Raw genomic sequence first — 15,507 nt, forward strand, 5'->3', positions numbered from 1 at the left:
GATACAGGAACCGCCACCCGCCATGACCAGCCACCCCGCCGTCCGCACCCCCCAGCAGGAGCGCAGCCGCGCGACCCGGGCCCGGCTGCTCGCGGCCGCCGTGGACTGCCTGGCCGAGCTCGGCTGGCAGGGCTCCACCGTCACCGTGGTCGCCGAACGGGCCGGCGTCTCCCGGGGCGCCGCCCAGCACCACTTCCCGACCCGCGAGGACCTCTTCACCGCGGCCGTCGAGCAGGTCACCGCCGAGCGGCTGGCAGCCGTCCGCGCCCACGCGGACGACCTGCCGGCCGCCAGCCCCGACCGCACCCGGGCCGTGGTCGACATGATCGTCCGCCTCTACACCGGCCCGCTGTTCCGCGCCGCCCTGCACTTGTGGACCGCCGCCGCCACCGAGGAGGGCCTGCGCGAGCGGATCATCGCCCTGGAGGGCCACGTCGGCCGGGAGGCCCACCGGGCCGCCGTGGAGTTCCTGGACGCCGACGAGAGCCGCCCCGGCGTGCGCGAATCGGTGCAGGCCACCCTCGACCTCGCCCGCGGACTCGGCCTGGCCAACCTGCTCACCGACGACAGCCTTCGACGTTCCGGGGTGATCCGGCAGTGGGCGGGCGTTCTGGAGAGTACGCTGCGGCCGGTACGCCCATGACGCCCGTACAACCGAGCGACCGGAGGCCCCCTGACCAAGGGGTCGCCGGGCGGCGGATGTCCGTGCAGTCTGGAGAAGAAACCCGGCCGGCACGGACCGTGAGGCCCATCCGGCCGGGCACGAGCCGAACCGGGGTGCTGCCTGAATGCACGGACACGAGTGGGAAGCGACCGCCGCCGCCGGCCCCGCGCCGGACGACGATCCCGCACGCCCGGAAGGCCACCGCCTCGTCCCGCTCGCCACGGCCCTGCTCCAGGCCGACGGACTGATCCTGCACTGGAGCGAGGACGCCGAGGCCCTGCTCGGCTACCCCGCCGAGGAGGCCGTCGGCAGCTACGCCGCCCAACTGCTCACCGACGAGACCGACCGCCCCGCCGTGCTCGGCCTGTTCCAGCAGATCATGGCCGGCAGCGGCGCCTCCTTCGTCTTCCCGGTCCGCCACCGCGACGGGCACCGGGTCGAGCTGGAGTTCCGCACCTACCCGATCGCCGGACCGGCCGGCACCCTGCTGCTGCTCGCCACTGCCTCGGACACCCGGGCCATCCACGCGATCGAGGCCGACCTGGCCGTGCTGGACGGCATCTTCGGCCGCTCCCCGATCGGCATGGCCGTCTACGACACCGAGCTGCGCTTCGTCCGGATCAACGAGGCGCTGGCCCGGATGAACGGCGTCCCGGTCGCCGCCCACCTCGGCCGACGGATATCCGCCGTGCTGCCCGGCATCAACACCGCCGAGATCGAACAGACCATGAGACAGGTCCTCAAGAGCGGCAAGCCCGTGGTCGACGCCCGCTCGCACGGCCGCGTCCCCGGCGACCCCCGGCGGGACCACGCCTGGTCCGCCTCCTACTTCCGGCTGGAGGACTCCACCGGCAAGGTCTTCGGCGTCTGCTCCTCGATCATCGACGTCACCGAGCGCTTCCAGGCCGAGGCCCGCGCCGCCCGCGCCCAGGAGCGGCTCGCCACCATCGCCGAGGCCACCGCCCGGATCGGCACCACCCTCGACCTCCAGCGCACCGCCGAGGAGCTGATCGAGGCGGTCGTCCCCCGGTTCGCCGACTTCGCCACCGTCGACCTGCTGGAGCCGGTGCTGCGCGGCGCCGAGCCCACCCCGATCCCCTCCGACCGCTCCGTCACCCTGCGCGCCGTCGCCGTCGGGGAGAACTACGACACCGGCCTCGCGCACGCCGTGGACGTCGTCGGCGAGACCTCCGAGTACGCCCCCGACCGCAGCTACACCCAGTGCCTGCGCAGCGGCCGGCCGCTGCTGCGCAGGCACGTGGACGAGGAGGTGCTGCGCGGTCTGGTGTCCAGCGAGGACCGGGTCGCCCCCGGGATGGCCGCCGGCATCCACTCGTACCTGATGGTCCCGATCACCGCCCGGGGCATGGTGCTCGGCGGCTCCGAGTTCATCCGGATGCGCAACCCCGAGCCCTTCAACGAGGCCGACGTCGCACTCGCCGAGGAACTCGTCGCCCGCACCGCCCTGGCCCTCGACAACGCCCGGCTCTACCGCCGCGAGCGGGAGACCGCCCTCACCCTGCAGCGCAGCCTGCTGCCGCAGGAGATCCACCGCACCCTCGGCCTGGAGATCGCCTACCGCTACCTGCCCAGCAGCGTGGTCAGCGAGGTCGGCGGCGACTGGTTCGACGTGGTGCCGCTGTCCTGCGGGCGGGTCGCCCTGGTGGTCGGCGACGTGATGGGCCACGGCATCCGGGCCGCCGCCACCATGGGCCAGCTGCGCACCGTCGCCCGGACCCTCGCCACCCTGGACATGCCGCCCGAGCAGGTCCTCACCCGACTGGACGAGACCGCCTCGGGGATCGGCGAGGGCCAGTTCGCCACCTGCATCTGCGCGGTCTACGACCCGCTGGAGCGCACCGTCCAGGTCGCCTCGGCCGGGCACCTGCCGCCGGTCTGGGTCGGCACCGACGGCGTGGCCCGCAGGGTCGAGGTGCCGCCGGGCGTGCCGCTGGGCGTCGGCGGGGTCGCCTTCGAGTCGATCGGGTTCACCCTCCCCGAGGGCGGCATGCTCGCCCTCTACACCGACGGCCTGGTCGAGCGGCGCGGCCAGGACCTGGACCACGGCATCGACCTGCTCGCCCGCACCCTGGCCGGGCCCGGCCGGACGCTGGAGGAGACCTGCGACGCCGTGATCGGCGCCCTGGTCACCGACGGCACCGAGGACGACATCGCGATGATCATGGCCAGGGCGCTGCCGGTGCCCGCCGACCGGATCGCCACCCTCCCGCTCACCGGCGGCGGCAAGCTCCCCGGCAAGGCCCGCCGCTTCACCCGCGCCACCCTGGAGGCCTGGGGCCTCAGCGCGCTCTCCGACTACGCCGAACTGCTGGTCAGCGAGCTGGTCACGAACGCCCTGCTGCACGCCGAGGCGCCGCGCCGACTGCGGCTGTTCCGCGACCGGGTGCTCACCCTGGAGGTCTCCGACGCCGGCGGCCAGACCCCGCAGCTGCGCCCCTTCGCCGAGCAGGACGAGGGCGGGCGCGGGATGTTCCTGGTCAGCGAGCTGGCCCAGCGCTGGGGCAGCCGGCTGACCATGGACGGCAAGGTGGTCTGGGCCGAGCTGGAACTGCCCTTCGGGGCCTCGTAGCCGATGCCCCCGGGGGCGAGAACGGCCGTTCCCGAATCGGGAACGGCCGTTCTCCTCCGCTCTCTACGCGTGCACCTGCTGCGGCTGCTCGGGCCGGGCGGCCTCGACCGGCTCGACCGGCTCGGCCGGCGTCGGCGCGGACCGCCCGCGCAGCAGCCACCAGGCCAGTGCGGCGGCGCCGACCAGCAGCACCCCGGCCAGCAGCCCGGCGCTGTTCATGCCGTGCACGAAGGAGTCCTTCGCGCTCGCCAGCAGCGGCTGAGCCAGCTCCGGCGACAGCCCCTGCGCCGTCTCCACGGCCGCGCCCAGCGACTCCCCGGCCCGGGCGGCGACCTCCGGGGAGGCCCCGGCCGGGACGGACAGCCCGTTCGCGTAGATCGAGCCGACCACCGAGCCGACCAGCGCGATGCCGAGCGCCGTGCCCAGCTCGTACGCCGTCTCCGAGACCGCCGAGGCGGCCCCGGCCTTGTCGGCGGGCGCGGCGGTCAGCACCAGGTCGGCGCCGAGCGTGTAGACCACGCCCTCGGCGGTGCCGGTCACCAGGAAGGAGACGGCCAGCAGCAGGTAGGTTGTGTCCTGCTCCAGCCAGCCCAGCGCGCCCGCGGCCAGGCCCATCGCCAGCAGGCTGACGGCCAGCGCCCAGCGCGCGCCGAAGCGCCGGGCGATCCGGGCGGTGAGCAGCCCGCCGGCCACCGAGCCGGCGAAGGCCGGCAGCTCCGCCAGGCCTGCCTGGAGCGGCTGGTAGCCGCGCACCAGCTGGAGGTACTGGGAGACCACGAAGATCACGCCGGACAGACCGACCAGCGAGATCAGCGAGGCCGTCACGGCGGCGGTGAACCGGCGGTCACGGAACAGCCGGACGTCCAGCAGCGGGGTCTCCAGCCGCAGCTGGCGGCGGACGAAGAGGGTCAGCGCGGCGGCGCCCAGCAGGAAGGTGACCGGGACGTCCCAGCGGGCGAGGCCGTGCGCGGCGCACTCCTTGATCGCGTACACCACGCCGATCACCCCGGCCATCGACAGCGCGACGCTCAGCACGTCCCAGCGCCCCGGCTTCGGGTCCCGGGACTCGGGCAGCAGCCAGGCGCCGGACACCAGCAGCAGGATCAGCACCGGGATGTTCAGCAGGAACACCGAACCCCACCAGAAGTGCTCCAGCAGCAGCCCGCCGACCACCGGCCCGAGCGCGGCACCGGCGGTGGCGGCCGCGCCCCAGATGCCGATCGCGGTGGCCCGCTCCCGGTCGTCCGGGAAGAGGCTGCGGATCAGCGAGAGGGTGGAGGGCATGATCGTCGCCCCGGCGACGCCGAGCAGCGCCCGGGCCAGGATCAGCCAGCCCGGGCCCGGCGCGTACGCGGCCAGCAGCGAGGCGGCGCCGAAGGCGGTGGCGCCGGTCAGCAGCAGCTTCTTGCGGCCGATCCGGTCGCTCAGGGCGCCCATGCTGACCAGCAGGCCGGCCAGCACGAAGGAGTAGGAGTCGCCGATCCAGAGCAGCTGGGTGCCGCTGGGGCGCAGCGTCTCGCTGATGGAGGGGAGGGCGAGGGAGAGCACGGTCGCGTCCAGGGCGACCACGGTGACGGCCAGCACCAGGACGGCGAGGCCGGTCCAGCGCTGGCGGGCGGTCAGGGCGGCGGTACTGCTCATGCGCCCACCCACCTCGCTGCGCTCGGCAGACGCTTCGCTCGATGCGCTGCCCTTGATGATTCGCTCGCTCATGGGGTATCGGTTTCCGGTTTCCGGTCCGAGGTGTGATGGGTCGAAGGAACGGGGTCCCGGCGCAGCGCGCCGCCGAGGAACAGCTCGGCGAGCGAGAAGGCGGCGTCGCGCGGGGCGAGCCGGCCGTCCTGGATGGCCCAGCCGATCCCGGCCACCAGGTCGAAGAAGGCCTCGCTCAGCCAGGCGGCGCTCAGTTCGATCCGGAAGACGCCCTCGCGCTGCCCGCGCAGGAAGAGCGCGTGCAGCCGGTCGATCTGGACCTCCCAGAGGTCGTTGATGTCGTCGTGGTCGTAGAGCTGGTTCTCGCCGGCCAGGAAGGCGCAGAGCATGGCGTCCGGGACGGCGGCGTCCACCAGGCGGCGCAGCGCCGCCTGGGCGTCGCCCTCTTCGACGGCGGCGGTGTCCAGGGCGGCGGCGAAGCGCTGCAGCCCGAGCAGGCCGACGTCGCGGATCAGCGCGTCGCGGCCGGGGAACAGCCGGTGCAGGGTGGCCCGGCTGATGCCCGCGGCGCGGGCGATCTCGTCCAGGTGGGCGGTGGGGCGGCGGGACAGCACGCCGACGGCGGCTTCCAGCACGGTGTCGCGGTCGGTGGCCATGGGTCGAGTGTAAGCCAAGTGAGACATCTATGTCTCAGAATTATTCTCGGGGACTCACCTGAGTCATTCGCTAACCGCGTCCGGACGGCAAAAACCGGGGACGGCTGGTGTGCCGTCCCCGGTGGAGTGCTGCGGGCCGTTCGGCCCGCGCTGTTCCGGTCAGCTCTGGTTGTAGAACCCGGTCTCGTCGAGCGGGCGGTCGATCACCATCACCTCGACGTCCGCCGGGGTGAGCAGGAAGACCCGGCGGGCGATCCGCTCGATGCCGCCCCGGGTGCCGAAGATCAGCCCGGAGGCGAAGTCGACCATGCGCTTGGCCTCGGCCTCGTCCATCTCGGTGAGGTCCATGACCACCGGGGTGCTCGCCCGGATGTGCTCGCCGACCGTGCGGGCCGCCTCGAAGCCCGTCGGCCGCAGGGAGACGATCTTCGCGGGCGCGGGGACGGCGGGCACCGTCTCCTGATCCACCCACTCGTCGTCGTACACCGCGGCCGGGTAGTTCCCGGAGGGCATCAGCCACCCGTTGTGGTGTTCGTCGCGAAGTGCTCCCATGCCGCGCCTCCCTGCCTCGTCCCGTCTGGTCCCCCCGGGGTGCGTGTCCTTTTTGACACGTCATCCACTCGTCGGAACTGTCCGAGTATCGCACTGTTCACCGGTCCCGTGCCCGCTCGCGGCCTCCGTACGAGTCGTGCCGCACCGGAACCCCGGGCGAACCCGGGTGAAGACATCGACGCGGCGCAGCTCGGTACGGTTGCGCGCGTAGACCATATCGGTAGCGGTCGCCGCGTAATTGACCTTCTGTCAACAATGCAGAAACGATTTCACTCGCCGGTCGAGCCGTCCACCAGTTCGCGCAACAAATCCGCATGCCCGTTGTGTCGCGCGTACTCCTCGATCATGTGGACGAGGATCCAGCGGAGCGTCACCTCCTCGCCCCGGCGCAGCCGCTTGCCGACGGTGTCCAGCGGGAGACCGGCCGACGCCCGGCGGGCGGCCTCGATCTCGGCGCGCCAGGTCGCGAAGTCGGCGGCGACGTCCGCGGTGTCGACGCGGTCGAAGTCGCCGTCCGGGTCCGCCTCGCTCCAGTAGTGGCCGGTGGCGACCTCCTCGCCGAGCAGGATGCCCTGGAACCAGTGCCGTTCGACCTCGGCCATGTGCCGGACCAGGCCGAGCAGGGAGAGCGTGGACGGCGGGACGGAGCGCAGCCGCAGCTGGTCGTCGGTCAGACCCTCGCACTTGAGGGCGAGCGTGCTGCGGTGGTAGTCGAGCCAGGAGGTGAGCATGGCGGCCTCGTCGGCGGCCATCGGCGGGTCCACCCGCGGGGTGAGTTCGGTCATGCCGGACATCCTGATCCCCGACGGCCCACGGTGCGACCGATTTGTCAGGCGGTCCTGGCCCGGCGGCGGGCGGCGGCCGCCCGCCAGAGCCCGACCAGGCTGCCGACCACGAGCAGGGCGATCACCCCGGCGGAGACCAGGAAGGCCGCCGAACCGGGCTGGTCCGCGCTGGCGGCGGCGATGACGTAGACGGCCGTGGTCGGGACGACGCCGATCGCGGTGGCGAGGAGGAAGGGGACGAAGCGGACCCCGGAGAAGGCCGCGCCGTAGTTGCCCGCCTGGAAGGGCAGACCGGGGAGCAGCCGCAGCACCAGCACGCTGCGGAAGCCCTGGTCGGTGAAGCGCTGGTCGAGGGCGCCGAGCACCTTGCCGCGCAGGTAGGGCTTCAGGGCCTCCCGGCCCAGGCCCCGGCCGAGCGCGAAGGCCATGGCCGCGCCCAGGGTGGTGCCGAGCACGGCGAGCAGCACGCCCTGCTGGACGCCCAGCAGCAGGCCGGCGACGGCGTTCAGCGCGGGGCGCGGCACGAAGGCGAGCGTCCCGATCGCGTAGACGAGGGCGAACAGCGGGGCGAACCAGTAGCCGGGCATCCGGTCCGCCAGCCCGCCCGAGAGCAGGTCCGTCGGGCTCCACAGCAGCAGCGAGCCGGCGCAGGCCCCCAGCAGCACCACCAGCAGGCCGAACCGCCACCAGGCCGAGCGGGCCGGGCGGGCCGGGTGCTGCGGGTCGTGGGCGGCGGGTTCGGCGGGCTCTTCGGTGGTCGGCGCGGCGGAGGCGGTCAGGGCTGCGGGCACCGCCAGAGCCTAACCCGTCCCCGGAGCGGGCCGGTTCGTCGGTCGGGTCGGTTCGTCGGTCGGTCCGGTCGAGGCTCGACGCCGGTGATCGTGATCGGCATGATGGCGGACGGGGATCTTGCCGCGGTCGTACTGGCCGGCTGTCCGGCTGGGCCCACAGCTGGGTGGGGCTGGCCACACTCCTGGCCCGGGCCGGGGCGGACGGGGGTTCCGCGCGGTGCACAGTGGGTGCACCGACGGAAGGCGAGGAAGGGCCATGGGGAAGTTCGGCCGGTGGGCGGCGGGGGCCGCGACGGGGTTCCTGCGGGCGGTCGCGGTCGCGGCGGTGACCCTGCTGGTCCCGGCCGTGTGGGCGGGCGCGGTGGCGCTGGGGTGGTCCTGGGGGCCGGCCAACCCGTGGTCGTGGCTGCTGCCGCTGGTGCTGGTGTGCGTGGGCACCCTCGCGCTGAGCCGCCCGGTGTGCCGGTCCGTGCGCGCCCTGGTCGCGCGCTGGGGCGGCACCGTTCTGCCCGCCGGCTACCGGCAGGCCCCGCCGGTGACCCGGATGTCCACCGGGTTCTGGTGGAACGGCTTCACGTACGAGAAGACCCGCCGCGACGCCCTGATGGACCAGCACTGGAGGGTCCGCTGGCGCGACCCCGCCAACCTGCGCGACCTGCGGTTCGTCGCGGTCGCGGCGCTCACCGCGGGCCCGGTCGCCGCGCTGCCGCCGGCCGCGCTGGCCGCGGCCGTGCTCGGGTTCGCCCGGCCGCAGGCCACCGCCCGGCTGGTCGGGGCGCTCGGCGTACTGCTGGCCGTCGGCAGCGCGCCGTACGCCTGGCGGGTGGTGACGCCGGTGGCCGAGCGCTTCCTGCGGCCCTCGCGGGCGATGGCGCTGGCCGAGCGGGTGGCGGAGCTGACCGCCCAGCGGGCGGACGCCACCGTCGCCCAGGCCGCCGAGATCCGCCGGATCGAACGGGACCTGCACGACGGGGCGCAGGCCCGGCTGGTGGCGCTCGGGCTCTCGCTGGCCACCGCCCAACGGCTGGTGGAGCGCGACCCGGAGCGGGCCAAGGCGCTGATGCGGGACGCCCAGGACGGCGCGAAGGCCTCGCTGGCCGAACTGCGCGACCTGATCCAGGGCATCAGCCCGCCGGTGCTGACCGAACGAGGACTGGTGGACGCCGTCCGCGCCCTCGCCCTGGACCTGCGGCTGAAGGTGACGGTCGACGCAGCGGCCCTGGTGCGGGTGGACGCGCCGATCGAGTCCGCCGTGTACTTCGGTGTCGCCGAGCTGCTCACCAACGCCGTCAAGCACGGCGGGGCGACCCGGGCCGGCGTCACTTTCCGCCAGGACGAACACGGGCTCGTCGTCGAGGTCGAGGACGACGGCTCGGGCGGTGTCCGGGAACGGCCCGGCGGCGGGCTCGCGGGCCTGCGCCGCCGCCTCGACGCCTTCGACGGCTCCCTTGAGATCACCAGTCCGCCCGGCGGACCGACCCACGTCAGGATGACGGTGCCATGCGAATCCTCGTAGCCGAAGACCTCTACCTGCTGCGCGAGGGGATGGTCCACCTGATCGAGGCGTGCGGGCACGAGGTGGTGGCCACCGCCTCCACCGGGCCCGAGACGCTCGACGCGCTGCTGGCCCACCGCCCGGACGTCTCCGTGGTCGACGTCCGGATGCCGCCGACCCAGTCGGACGAGGGCCTGCGGGCGGCGCTCGCGGCCCGCCGCGAGCTGCCCGGGCTGCCGATCCTGATCCTCTCCCAGCACGTCGAGCAGCTGTACGCGCGGGAGTTGCTGGCGGACGGCTCCGGCGGGGTCGGCTACCTGCTGAAGGAGAGCGTGTTCGACGCCGACCAGTTCATCGGCTCGCTGGAGCGGGTCGCGGCCGGCGGGACGGCGATGGACCCGGCGGTGATCGCCAAGCTGCTGTCCGCGAGCCCGCCGGAGCGGGGGCTCGGCCAGCTCACCGAGCGCGAGTACGAGGTGCTCGGGCTGATGGCGGAGGGGCTCTCCAACCAGGCCATCGGACGGCGGCTGTTCCTGAGCGACAGCGCGATCAGCAAGTACACCACCTCGATGTTCGGCAAGCTCGCCATCGCCGATGACGACGACACCAACCGGCGGGTCCGGGCCGTCCTCACCTACCTGAACCAGCCGTGACACTCCGTTCGGCGCGCGGGGCGGTCCGTCGGTGGATGGTCCCGCCGGGGGCGTACCAGCCGGCCTTCGTCCGGACGGCCGGACTCCGGTCCTGAGCGTGGGACGTCTGCGGGGCGGCGACGGCGCGGACGCTGGAGCGCGCCCGACGGCCGGCGACATCAGCGGGAATTCCCCGGTGAATTGTCGATCATATTGTGGAGAGATCTTTTCCGGACGTGTTTTTCGGTGACATCGCGGCCGCATTGCCGTCGGTGGAATTCGGTTCGGCCCGGCGCAGTGCCCCGGCGCTCAGCAGCAGGGCGAAGGCGAGCAGGGTGACCAGTCCGAAGGAGACGGTGAGCGAGGTGGCCTGGGCGAGGGTGCCGATCACGGCGGGGGCGATCAGGCCGGAGGTGTAGGTGACGGTGGCGACGCCCGCGATGGCCTGGCTGGGGTTGCCGCCGATCCGTCCGGCGGCGGCGAAGGCGAGCGGCACGATCACCGCGACGCCGACGCCGATCAGGGCGAAACCGGGGATGGCCAGCGCCGGGTGGTCGGCGGCCACCACCAGGACGCCGCCGAGGGTGGCGATCGCCCCGCCCAGCCGGGTGGCCGGGACGGCGCCGAGGCGGCGGATCACCGCGTCCCCGGCCAGGCGGCTGACCGCCATGGTGAGCGAGAAGGCGGTGTAGGAGGCGGCCGCGAGGGTGGTGGAGGCGCCGGTGATGTCCTTGAGGTAGACGCCACTCCAGTCCATCGAGGCGCCCTCGCCGAACACCGCGCAGAAGCCGACCAGCCCGATCACCAGCGAGCTGCGCGGCGGCAGGGCGAAGCGCGGCGGCTCCTCTGCCTCCTCGGGCGCCCGCAGATCCGGCAGGCTCCGGCAGATCGGCTGGGCGAGGGCGAGCAGCACCAGTGCCGTGACGGCCAGTTGGAGCCGGGCGTCGAGGTTCAGGTGGGCGGCCAGGATGCCGAAGCCGGAGGCCAGCAGGCCGCCCGCGCTCCACATCCCGTGCAGCCCGGACATGATCGACCGGCCGAGCCGCTGCTCGATCTCCACGCCCTGGGCGTTCATCGCGACGTCCGCCATGCCCGCCGTGGCGCCGTACGCGAGCAGCACCGCGCACAGTGCCGGCAGCGAGGGGGCGAGCGCGGGCAGGGTGAGGGCCAGGCACCAGAGCGAGATCAGCCCGCGCACCGCGGCCCGGCCGCCGTAGCGGTGGACGAAGCGCCCGGCGAGCGGCATCGCGAGGGAGGAGCCGATGGCGGGCATCACCAGGGCCAGGCCGAGCTGGCCGGGGGAGAGGTCCAGCCGGTCCTGGATCCACGGGATGCGGGTGACGAAGGTGCCGCTGACGGCGCCGTGCACGCCGAAGACCAGCGCGATGCTCAGCCGGGAGCGGCGTGGGTCGGCGAGTGGTTCGGGGGTCGTGACTGTCATGCGGCGTTCCCTCCCGGTCGCGCGTGGTGGGGCGCGACGGTGCCCTGTGGGTGGTCTACGTGCAGGCCGATGGGTCCGCGCGGCGGAGTCGTCCGTCCGGCGGATCGTGCGATCGGTTCGATAAATTATCAGGAAGGGACCCTGATAGAAACACTCTGGAAGGATGATCGGCCATGACCACCGCGCGTACGGCCACGCCGAGCACCGCCCGGGCGATCAACGACCGGCTGGCGCTCAACCTCCTGCTCGAACAGGGCCCGCTCACCGCGACCGAGCTGCGCGACCTCACCGGCCTGTCCCGGCCGACCGTCGCCGACCTGCTCGACCGCCTCCAGCGCACCGGCCTGGTCGCCGTCGTCGGCGAACGCGGCGAACAGCGGCGCGGCCCCAACGCCCGGCTCTACGCGCTGGTCGCCTCCCGCGCCCACATCGCCGCCTTCGACGTTCGCGAGGGAGGTGTCAGCCTGGTCGTCGCCGACCTCGCCGGGCGCACCCTCGCCACCGCCGAGGTGCCGGTGGAGGCGTCTGCCGAGGGCGCTGCCGGGCCGTCGGCCGAGAGCGCGGCCGGGACGATCGTCCGCACCCTGCTGGAGACCGCGCGCGGCGCCGGCGTCGAGCAGCTGCACACGATCGCGGTCGGCGCCCCCGGCCTGGTCGACCCCGCCACCGGCCGACTGCACAGCACCGGCAAGCTCCCCGGCTGGCACGCCGAACTCCTCGCCGCACTACGGGAGTTGCCCGGCACCGACGTCATCCTGGAGAACGAGGTCAACCTGGCCGGCCGGGCCGAGTACCGGGTCGGCGCCGCGCGCGACCGCGACACCTTCGTGCTGATGTGGCTCGGCCACAGCGTCGGCGCCGCCGTCATCCTGGACGGGCGGCTGCGCCGCGGCTTCTCCGGCGGCACCGGCGAGATCTGCTTCCTGCCCGTCCCCGGCACGGTCGGGCTGCCCACCGCCGACAGTTGCGAGGGCGGCTTCCACGGCCTGGTCGGCAGCGCCGCCATCTGCGCACTCGCCCGGGCCCACGGGCTGCCCGCCGACCCGGCCGGGGACGCGTCGGCCGCCGAGGCCGCCGTGCGCGCCGCACTGGCCGCCGGCACGGCGGGTGAAGCGTTCCTGGACGAGCTGGCCGAGCGGATCGCGCTCGGCGCGGCGGCGCTCTGCGTGGTGCTCGATCCCGGCTGCCTGGTGCTCGGCGGCGAGATCGGCCGGGCCGGCGGCGCCGAACTGGCCGGCCGGGTCGAACGGCGGCTGGCCGGGTTCTCCCCGCTGCGCACCGAGGTGCGGGCCGGTACGGCGGGCGGCGGGGCGGTGCTCGCCGGGGCGGTCCTCACCGCCGGGGACGCCGTGCGGCGGGACCTGTTCGGCGAACCCTAGCGTCCGCGCCCGTGGGCTGGTCCGGGGCCGTTTCCCGTCGGCGTCCCCGGTACGGCAGGATGGCGGACGGGGGGCGCGTACCCCGTACCTCGAACCACCGTCAGGAGTCGCACATGGGCCAGCCCGAGGTGCCGGTGAACCCGTACCGCATCGGTGAGGCGGCGGCGCTGCTCGGCGTCAGCGCGGACACCATGCGGCGCTGGGTGGACGCCGGGCGGCTCGCCGCCGTGCGCGACGAGCACGGGCACCGGATCATCCCCGGCGCCGAGCTCGCAGCCTTCGCCCGCGAGCTGGCCCGGCCGGAGAACGCCGAGGCAGAGGGGCGACCGTCCTCGGCGCGCAACCGCTTCCCCGGGATCATCACCCACGTGGTGCTCGGCGACGTGGCCGCGCAGGTGGAGGTGCAGGCCGGGCCGTTCCGGGTGGTGTCGCTGATCAGCCGGGAGTCGGCGGAGGAGCTGAACCTGGTGCCGGGCGCGCCCGCCACGGCGGTCATCAAGTCGACCAATGTGATGATCGAACGGCGCTAGCCCCTCCCCGCCGATACCCGCCGACGACGAGTCCCGACCGAGAGGCCCGGATGCCGCCCCCGCACCTGCCGACCACCCAGAGCGCCGTGTTCGCGATCGAAGCGGTAGCCGCCCGGCACGGCCGTACCGTGCGCGCCCAGCACGACATCGGACGCGACCAGACCTTCGCCGGACTGGTCGGCCACGACGACGGACCGGACGCCATCCCGCACGAGGCGCTGCTGGAGTTCGACGGCAGCCCGCGGACCGCCGTCCGGCTGTTCAGCCACGACGAGGTGACCGTGACCGTCGAGGGCATCCCCTTCGACGTCCCGCGCGACAGCGTCCCGGCCTTCCTGAACTCCGTCTGGTCCGGCCTGGTACACGTCAAGGCGCGGACCTTCCCGCCCTCCACCACCCTGATCGTCACCGTCCCGGGGGAAGCCGGCTACCGCGAGGCCCTCGGCGTCCACGACCTCACCCCCTGGCTGTCCGGAAGGATTCGATGAGCCCCGCCGACCCCGCCGCCCCCGCCGACCGCCGTCCGGTGCTCGCCGTCGCCCACCGCGGCGACCCGTACCGCCACCGCGAGAACACCCTGCCCTCCGTCGAGTCCGCGCTCGCCGCGGGGGCCGACGCCGTCGAGGTGGACGTCCAGCTCACCCGCGACAAGGTGCCGGTGCTGCTGCACGACCCCACCCTGGAACGGCTCTGGGGCGACCCGCGCTCGATCGGCCGGGTCACCACCGAGCAGCTGGACGAGCTGCGCCAGGGCGCGCTGGCCGTCCCCACCCTCGCCGAGGCGATCAAGGCCGTGGCGGCCGCGAACGGCCCGCGCCTGCTCATCGACCTGGACGAACCCGGCCCGGCCGCCGCCACCTGGTCCGTCGTCACCGAGCTCGGCGCCGAAGGACTGGTCGCCTTCTGCGGCTCCACCACCGCCATGCTCGCCGTGCGCGAGCTCAGCCCGGACGCCGAGATCGCGCTCACCTGGAAGCAGCCCCGGATGCCCTCGCCCGCCCTGCTGCGCGACCTGCGCCCGCGCTTCCTCAACCCGCCGTTCGGCCTGGTCACCCCCCGGTTCGTCGAGGCCGCGGCGGACGAGGGGCTCGCCGTCTCCACCTGGACGGCCGACCTGCGCCGCACCATGCGCCGACTGCGCGACACCGGGGCCGCCTCCATCACCACCAACCGGATCTCCGTGCTGCGCTCCGTCGTGGACGGCCGCCGGTGACGGTGCTCGGCACCCGGGCGCTGGGCCGCGCCCTGCTGGCCCGTCAGCACCTGCTCGCCCGTACCGACCGGGCACCCCTGGAGGTCATCCACCACCTCGGCGGCCTCCAGGCCCAGGCCGTCCCCCAGCCGCCGTACCTCGGGCTGCTCTCGCGGCTGGAGGGCTTCACCCCGCCGCAGCTCACCGAGCTCATCGAACAGCGGGCGGTGGTCCGGATCGCGCTCCAGCGCGGCACCATCCACCTGGTCACCGCCGAGGACTGCCTGACCCTGCGCCCGCTGCTCCAGCCCGTCCTGGACCAGGCGCTGCAGAGCACCTACGGCAAGCGGCTGGCCGGGCTCGACCTGGCCGCGCTGGCCGCCGAGGCCCGCACCCTGGTCGAGGAGGAGCCGCGCACCTTCCAGCGGCTCGGCGCGCTGCTGGCGGCCACCCGCCCGGACCGCGACCCGGCGGCGCTGGCCCAGGCCGCACGGTGCCTGCTGCCGCTGGTCCAGGTGCCGCCGCGCGGGCTGTGGGGGCGCGGCGGCCCGGCCGCCCACACCACCGCCGAGGCCTGGCTCGGCCGCCCGCTCGACCCCTCGCCCGCGCTGGACGGCCTGGTGCTGCGCTACCTCGCGGCCTTCGGCCCGGCCAGTGCGGCGGACCTGAGGAAGTGGTGCGGCCGCACCGGGCTCGGCCCCGTGCTGGGGCGGCTCGCGCCGCGGCTGCTGACCTTCCGGGACGAGCAGGGCCGGCTGCTGTACGACCTGCCGCAGGCACCGAGGCCCGAGCCGGACGCCCCGGCGCCGGTGCGGCTGCTCGCGCCGTTCGACAACCTGCTGCTCTCGCACGCCGACCGGAGCCGGGTGCTGCCGGAGGAGTACAAGAGGCGGGTGATGACCCAGAACGGGCTGGTGCTCGGCACCCTGCTGGTGGACGGGCTGGTCGCCGGGACGTGGCGGCTGACGGGGGATCAGGAGGTGGCCGTCCAGCCGTTCGTCCGGTTGGCGCGGGCGGACCGCGAGGCGGCGGAGGCGGAGGCGCAGCGGGTGCTGGCCTTCGCGGGCGGGGGCGGGTCCGGGGCGGTGCGGATCGAGGCGGTGGGCTAGCCGCCACAACGGGCGGATCGTCAGATTCTCTGTTGAGA

15 protein-coding genes are annotated in these 15,507 nt (G+C 74.3%); 9 read left to right on the forward strand and 6 right to left on the reverse strand.

From position 1 onward, the window contains the following. Positions 1-22: 22 nt before the first annotated feature. A complete protein-coding gene (locus ACIG5E_RS20100; protein ID WP_396535056.1) occupies positions 23-643 on the forward strand; it encodes a TetR/AcrR family transcriptional regulator in 621 nt (206 codons plus the stop codon). A gap of 145 nt (positions 644-788) precedes the next feature. After that, the gene (locus ACIG5E_RS20105) at positions 789-3,254 is read left to right on the forward strand and encodes a SpoIIE family protein phosphatase (RefSeq protein WP_396535058.1); all 2,466 of its coding nucleotides are present in this window, start codon (positions 789-791) and stop codon (positions 3,252-3,254) included. A gap of 63 nt (positions 3,255-3,317) precedes the next feature. On the opposite strand, the gene ACIG5E_RS20110 is transcribed toward ACIG5E_RS20105, so the two are convergent. The 5 genes from ACIG5E_RS20110 to ACIG5E_RS20130 form a co-directional block, all read right to left on the reverse strand. Beyond that, on the reverse strand, positions 3,318-4,895 hold the full coding sequence (locus ACIG5E_RS20110; protein WP_396535060.1) for an MFS transporter: 1,578 nt from the start codon (positions 4,893-4,895) through the stop codon (positions 3,318-3,320). 68 nt (positions 4,896-4,963) lie between these two features. Beyond that, positions 4,964-5,563 (reverse strand): TetR/AcrR family transcriptional regulator, encoded by a 600-nt coding sequence (locus ACIG5E_RS20115; RefSeq protein WP_396535062.1) that lies wholly within the window; start codon positions 5,561-5,563, stop codon positions 4,964-4,966. Between the two features lie 159 nt (positions 5,564-5,722). Next, positions 5,723-6,115: a cell division protein SepF gene (locus ACIG5E_RS20120; RefSeq protein ID WP_050366974.1), complete on the reverse strand. Its 393-nt coding sequence runs from the start codon at positions 6,113-6,115 to the stop codon at positions 5,723-5,725. A 269-nt stretch (positions 6,116-6,384) separates the two neighbouring features. Continuing rightward, positions 6,385-6,900 carry a DinB family protein gene (locus ACIG5E_RS20125; RefSeq protein ID WP_396535064.1) on the reverse strand — a complete coding sequence of 172 codons (516 nt, stop codon included), beginning with the start codon at positions 6,898-6,900 and terminating at the stop codon, positions 6,385-6,387. Between the two features lie 44 nt (positions 6,901-6,944). Then, positions 6,945-7,691, reverse strand: coding sequence for a TVP38/TMEM64 family protein (locus ACIG5E_RS20130; protein ID WP_396535066.1), 747 nt, complete (start codon positions 7,689-7,691; stop codon positions 6,945-6,947). A 256-nt stretch (positions 7,692-7,947) separates the two neighbouring features. Here ACIG5E_RS20130 and ACIG5E_RS20135 point away from each other — a divergent pair, with 256 nt between their 5' ends. Further along, on the forward strand, positions 7,948-9,207 hold the full coding sequence (locus ACIG5E_RS20135; protein WP_396535068.1) for a sensor histidine kinase: 1,260 nt from the start codon (positions 7,948-7,950) through the stop codon (positions 9,205-9,207). Then, on the forward strand, positions 9,192-9,839 hold the full coding sequence (locus ACIG5E_RS20140; protein WP_396535070.1) for a response regulator: 648 nt from the start codon (positions 9,192-9,194) through the stop codon (positions 9,837-9,839). Before ACIG5E_RS20135 ends, ACIG5E_RS20140 begins: the two co-directional genes overlap by 16 nt. Before the next feature lie 187 nt (positions 9,840-10,026). Here the strand turns inward: ACIG5E_RS20140 and ACIG5E_RS20145 are convergent, their stop codons facing one another. Further along, positions 10,027-11,259, reverse strand: coding sequence for an MFS transporter (locus tag ACIG5E_RS20145; protein ID WP_396535072.1), 1,233 nt, complete (start codon positions 11,257-11,259; stop codon positions 10,027-10,029). Positions 11,260-11,432: 173 nt separating this feature from the next. Between ACIG5E_RS20145 and ACIG5E_RS20150 the strand changes: the two genes are divergently transcribed. The 5 genes from ACIG5E_RS20150 (at position 11,433) to ACIG5E_RS20170 (ending at position 15,469) form a co-directional block, all read left to right on the forward strand. Further along, the gene (locus ACIG5E_RS20150; protein ID WP_396535074.1) at positions 11,433-12,638 is read left to right on the forward strand and encodes an ROK family transcriptional regulator; all 1,206 of its coding nucleotides are present in this window, start codon (positions 11,433-11,435) and stop codon (positions 12,636-12,638) included. A gap of 113 nt (positions 12,639-12,751) precedes the next feature. Continuing rightward, positions 12,752-13,168: a molybdopterin-binding protein gene (locus ACIG5E_RS20155; protein ID WP_396238723.1), complete on the forward strand. Its 417-nt coding sequence runs from the start codon at positions 12,752-12,754 to the stop codon at positions 13,166-13,168. Positions 13,169-13,218: 50 nt separating this feature from the next. Continuing rightward, the gene (locus ACIG5E_RS20160) at positions 13,219-13,656 is read left to right on the forward strand and encodes a hypothetical protein (protein WP_396535077.1); all 438 of its coding nucleotides are present in this window, start codon (positions 13,219-13,221) and stop codon (positions 13,654-13,656) included. Beyond that, positions 13,653-14,381, forward strand: a complete 729-nt coding sequence (locus tag ACIG5E_RS20165) for a glycerophosphodiester phosphodiesterase (protein WP_396535079.1) — start codon at positions 13,653-13,655, stop codon at positions 14,379-14,381. The genes ACIG5E_RS20160 and ACIG5E_RS20165 overlap by 4 nt, the downstream gene beginning before the upstream one ends. After that, positions 14,378-15,469 carry a winged helix DNA-binding domain-containing protein gene (locus ACIG5E_RS20170; RefSeq protein ID WP_396535081.1) on the forward strand — a complete coding sequence of 364 codons (1,092 nt, stop codon included), beginning with the start codon at positions 14,378-14,380 and terminating at the stop codon, positions 15,467-15,469. Before ACIG5E_RS20165 ends, ACIG5E_RS20170 begins: the two co-directional genes overlap by 4 nt. Positions 15,470-15,507 lie beyond the last annotated feature (38 nt).

Source organism: Kitasatospora sp. NPDC053057 (assembly GCF_044546945.1).
Taxonomy (GTDB): Bacteria; Actinomycetota; Actinomycetes; order Streptomycetales; family Streptomycetaceae; genus Kitasatospora.

Bases quoted from the DNA above. Each gene is read 5' to 3' on its own strand.
- ACIG5E_RS20100 (WP_396535056.1), top strand. From the start codon at position 23: ATGACCAGCCACCCCGCCGTCCGCACCCCCCAGCAGGAGCGCAGCCGC.
- ACIG5E_RS20105 (WP_396535058.1), top strand. From the start codon at position 789: ATGCACGGACACGAGTGGGAAGCGACCGCCGCCGCCGGCCCCGCGCCG.
- ACIG5E_RS20110 (WP_396535060.1), bottom strand. From the start codon at position 4,895: ATGAGCAGTACCGCCGCCCTGACCGCCCGCCAGCGCTGGACCGGCCTC.
- ACIG5E_RS20115 (WP_396535062.1), bottom strand. From the start codon at position 5,563: ATGGCCACCGACCGCGACACCGTGCTGGAAGCCGCCGTCGGCGTGCTG.
- ACIG5E_RS20120 (WP_050366974.1), bottom strand. From the start codon at position 6,115: ATGGGAGCACTTCGCGACGAACACCACAACGGGTGGCTGATGCCCTCC.
- ACIG5E_RS20125 (WP_396535064.1), bottom strand. From the start codon at position 6,900: ATGACCGAACTCACCCCGCGGGTGGACCCGCCGATGGCCGCCGACGAG.
- ACIG5E_RS20135 (WP_396535068.1), top strand. From the start codon at position 7,948: ATGGGGAAGTTCGGCCGGTGGGCGGCGGGGGCCGCGACGGGGTTCCTG.
- ACIG5E_RS20140 (WP_396535070.1), top strand. From the start codon at position 9,192: ATGCGAATCCTCGTAGCCGAAGACCTCTACCTGCTGCGCGAGGGGATG.
- ACIG5E_RS20145 (WP_396535072.1), bottom strand. From the start codon at position 11,259: ATGACAGTCACGACCCCCGAACCACTCGCCGACCCACGCCGCTCCCGG.
- ACIG5E_RS20150 (WP_396535074.1), top strand. From the start codon at position 11,433: ATGACCACCGCGCGTACGGCCACGCCGAGCACCGCCCGGGCGATCAAC.
- ACIG5E_RS20155 (WP_396238723.1), top strand. From the start codon at position 12,752: ATGGGCCAGCCCGAGGTGCCGGTGAACCCGTACCGCATCGGTGAGGCG.
- ACIG5E_RS20160 (WP_396535077.1), top strand. From the start codon at position 13,219: ATGCCGCCCCCGCACCTGCCGACCACCCAGAGCGCCGTGTTCGCGATC.
- ACIG5E_RS20165 (WP_396535079.1), top strand. From the start codon at position 13,653: ATGAGCCCCGCCGACCCCGCCGCCCCCGCCGACCGCCGTCCGGTGCTC.